This window comes from Pantoea sp. AS142, from assembly GCF_037152305.1.
GTDB lineage: Bacteria > Pseudomonadota > Gammaproteobacteria > Enterobacterales > Enterobacteriaceae > Pantoea.
The window spans coordinates 1-3,139 of the sequence record NZ_JBBCMO010000023.1; the positions used below are offsets into that span (position 1 = coordinate 1).

The following is a 3,139-nucleotide window of genomic DNA, read 5'->3' on the forward strand; positions in this document are numbered from 1 at the left end:
CACGGTCGGGTCTCTCAAATGCTTGCAGCTTACAGCGTTGAAAAACGCCTGTGGGTTGTGAGGTTAAGCGACCAAGCGTACACGGTGGATGCCCAGGCAGTCAGAGGCGATGAAGGACGTGCTAATCTGCGTAAAGCGACGGTAAGGTGATATGAACCGCTACAGCCGTCGATGTCCGAATGGGGAAACCCGGTGCACTCAGTGCATCATTGCAGCATGAATACATAGTGCTGCAAGGCGAACCGGGGGAACTGAAACATCTAAGTACCCCGAGGAAAAGAAATCAACCGAGATTCCCCCAGTAGCGGCGAGCGAACGGGGAGCAGCCCAGAGCCTGAATCAGCATGTGTGTTAGTGGAAGCGTCTGGAAAGTCGCAGGGTACAGGGTGATACTCCCGTACACAAAAGCGCATATGCTGTGAGCTCGATGAGTAAGGCGGGACACGTGGTATCCTGTCTGAATATGGGGGGACCATCCTCCAAGGCTAAATACTCCTGACTGACCGATAGTGAACCAGTACCGTGAGGGAAAGGCGAAAAGAACCCCGGCGAGGGGAGTGAAACAGAACCTGAAACCGTGTACGTACAAGCAGTGGGAGCCTTCTTTATGGGGGTGACTGCGTACCTTTTGTATAATGGGTCAGCGACTTATATTCTGTAGCAAGGTTAACCGTATAGGGGAGCCGCAGGGAAACCGAGTCTTAACTGGGCGTTAAGTTGCAGGGTATAGACCCGAAACCCGGTGATCTAGCCATGGGCAGGTTGAAGGTTGGGTAACACTAACTGGAGGACCGAACCGACTAATGTTGAAAAATTAGCGGATGACCTGTGGCTGGGGGTGAAAGGCCAATCAAACCGGGAGATAGCTGGTTCTCCCCGAAAGCTATTTAGGTAGCGCCTCGTGAACTCATCTCCGGGGGTAGAGCACTGTTTCGGCTAGGGGGCCATCCCGGCTTACCAACCCGATGCAAACTGCGAATACCGGAGAATGTTATCACGGGAGACACACGGCGGGTGCTAACGTCCGTCGTGAAGAGGGAAACAACCCAGACCGCCAGCTAAGGTCCCAAAGTCATGGTTAAGTGGGAAACGATGTGGGAAGGCACAGACAGCCAGGATGTTGGCTTAGAAGCAGCCATCATTTAAAGAAAGCGTAATAGCTCACTGGTCGAGTCGGCCTGCGCGGAAGATGTAACGGGGCTAAACCATGCACCGAAGCTGCGGCAGCGACACTGTGTGTTGCTGGGTAGGGGAGCGTTCTGTAAGCCGTCGAAGGTGGCCTGTGAGGGCTGCTGGAGGTATCAGAAGTGCGAATGCTGACATAAGTAACGATAAAGCGGGTGAAAAGCCCGCTCGCCGGAAGACCAAGGGTTCCTGTTCAACGTTAATCGGAGCAGGGTGAGTCGACCCCTAAGGCGAGGCCGAAAGGCGTAGTCGATGGGAAACAGGTTAATATTCCTGTACTCGGTGTTACTGCGAAGGGGGGACGGAGAAGGCTATATCATCCGGGCGACGGTTGTCCCGGTTTAAGCGTGCAGGCGGAGGGTCCAGGTAAATCCGGTCCCTTATTAACGCTGAGGCGTGACGACGAGGCACTACGGTGCTGAAGTGATAAATGCCCGGCTTCCAGGAAAAGCCTCTAAGCATCAGGTAACACAGAATCGTACCCCAAACCGACACAGGTGGTCAGGTAGAGAATACCAAGGCGCTTGAGAGAACTCGGGTGAAGGAACTAGGCAAAATGGTGCCGTAACTTCGGGAGAAGGCACGCTGGCGCGTAGGTGGAGGGACCTGCTCCCCGAGCCGAAGCCAGTCGAAGATACCAGCTGGCTGCAACTGTTTATTAAAAACACAGCACTGTGCAAACACGAAAGTGGACGTATACGGTGTGACGCCTGCCCGGTGCCGGAAGGTTAATTGATGGGGTTATCGCAAGAGAAGCTCCTGATCGAAGCCCCGGTAAACGGCGGCCGTAACTATAACGGTCCTAAGGTAGCGAAATTCCTTGTCGGGTAAGTTCCGACCTGCACGAATGGCGTAATGATGGCCAGGCTGTCTCCACCCGAGACTCAGTGAAATTGAACTCGCTGTGAAGATGCAGTGTACCCGCGGCAAGACGGAAAGACCCCGTGAACCTTTACTACAGCTTGACACTGAACATTGAGCCTTGATGTGTAGGATAGGTGGGAGGCTTTGAAGCGCGGACGCCAGTCTGCGTGGAGCCAACCTTGAAATACCACCCTTTAATGTTTGATGTTCTAACGTAGGCCCGTAATCCGGGCTGCGGACAGTGTCTGGTGGGTAGTTTGACTGGGGCGGTCTCCTCCTAAAGAGTAACGGAGGAGCACGAAGGTCAGCTAATCACGGTCGGACATCGTGAGGTTAGTGCAATGGCATAAGCTGGCTTGACTGCGAGAGTGACGGCTCGGGCAGGTGCGAAAGCAGGTCATAGTGATCCGGTGGTTCTGAATGGAAGGGCCATCGCTCAACGGATAAAAGGTACTCCGGGGATAACAGGCTGATACCGCCCAAGAGTTCATATCGACGGCGGTGTTTGGCACCTCGATGTCGGCTCATCACATCCTGGGGCTGAAGTAGGTCCCAAGGGTACGGCTGTTCGCCGTTTAAAGTGGTACGCGAGCTGGGTTTAGAACGTCGTGAGACAGTTCGGTCCCTATCTGCCGTGGGCGCTGGAGAATTGAGGGGGGTTGCTCCTAGTACGAGAGGACCGGAGTGAACGCACCACTGGTGTTCGGGTTGTCATGCCAATGGCATTGCCCGGTAGCTAAGTGCGGAAAAGATAAGTGCTGAAAGCATCTAAGCACGAAACTTGCCCCGAGATGAGTTCTCCCTGACCCCTTGAGGGTCCTGAAGGGACGTTGAAGACGACGACGTTGATAGGCCGGGTGTGTAAGCGCAGCGATGCGTTGAGCTAACCGGTACTAATGACCCGTGAGGCTTAACCTTACAACGCCAGAGGCGTTTTTGAGAGACAGGTTTTCAGCTTGTGACGGATATTCTGCGCGGCCGTCGGGCGGCGCGGAGACAGAATTTGCCTGGCGGCTGTAGCGCGGTGGTCCCACCTGACCCCATGCCGAACTCAGAAGTGAAACGCCGTAGCGCCGATGGTAGTGTGGGG

Annotated in this window: 2 rRNA genes; both read left to right on the forward strand. The window is 54.7% G+C overall.

Annotated elements, in window-relative coordinates:
• Nucleotides 1-61: 61 nt before the first annotated feature.
• A 23S ribosomal RNA gene (locus WFO64_RS22335) occupies nucleotides 62-2,967 on the forward strand.
• A gap of 88 nt (nucleotides 2,968-3,055) precedes the next feature.
• A 5S ribosomal RNA gene (gene rrf / locus WFO64_RS22340) occupies nucleotides 3,056-3,139 on the forward strand; the annotation flags it as partial.